Annotated in this window: 1 protein-coding gene; it reads right to left on the bottom strand. The window is 70.8% G+C overall.

Annotation, left to right across the window (positions count from 1 at the left end):
* Window positions 1–342 precede the first annotated feature (342 nt).
* Window positions 343–504, bottom strand: a complete 162-nt coding sequence (locus tag NBW84_RS24380; protein ID WP_445548732.1) for an ester cyclase — start codon at window positions 502–504, stop codon at window positions 343–345.
* Window positions 505–518: the final 14 nt, after the last annotated feature.

The raw sequence follows: 518 nt of genomic DNA, 5'->3' as shown, positions 1-518 counted from the left end.
AACCACCATTCTAACACAACGGAAACACCATCCCCGCCCGATCACTCGCCTGATCCCCCGTCCGATCCCCCGCCTGGCTCCCGCCCGTCGGCCTGGAGACAGGCACGGCCAGGCCGGGCGGGGGCGGCAGGCGGGCGACGGCTGCCGCCGGACGGGGCCCGCCGCCGCCGCGGGACACGATTGATCACTTCTGGTGACAGGCTTGTACCAGCCGGTTGTCTCCTACGGCGGACAGCGACCGCCCTCCCCGCCCGATGCCGCTCCCCCAGGCCAGGCGGCCGCCGTCCGCTGTCCTCCGCGTCCAGCGGCGCGCCTCCGGACGCCGATGATCATTATCGGTGCTCACGCCTTCGGCCGGGACCAGCGCAGGTTCATGCCGAGCTCCTTGAGCAGGTCGAGCTCGAGGTCGATCGCCCAGTGCTCGACGATCAGACCGTTCCTGAGCCGGAACACCACCACACCGCCGTAGCTCACGCTCCTGCCGGTGGGCGGAATTCCGAGCACCTCGCCGGTGTGGG

It is taken from the genome of Protofrankia sp. CiP1_Cm_nod2 (assembly GCF_920664355.1).
GTDB lineage: Bacteria > Actinomycetota > Actinomycetes > Frankiales > Frankiaceae > Protofrankia.
Note: the sequence above shows the minus strand (reverse complement) of the source record. Positions and strands in the feature narration are given on the sequence as shown.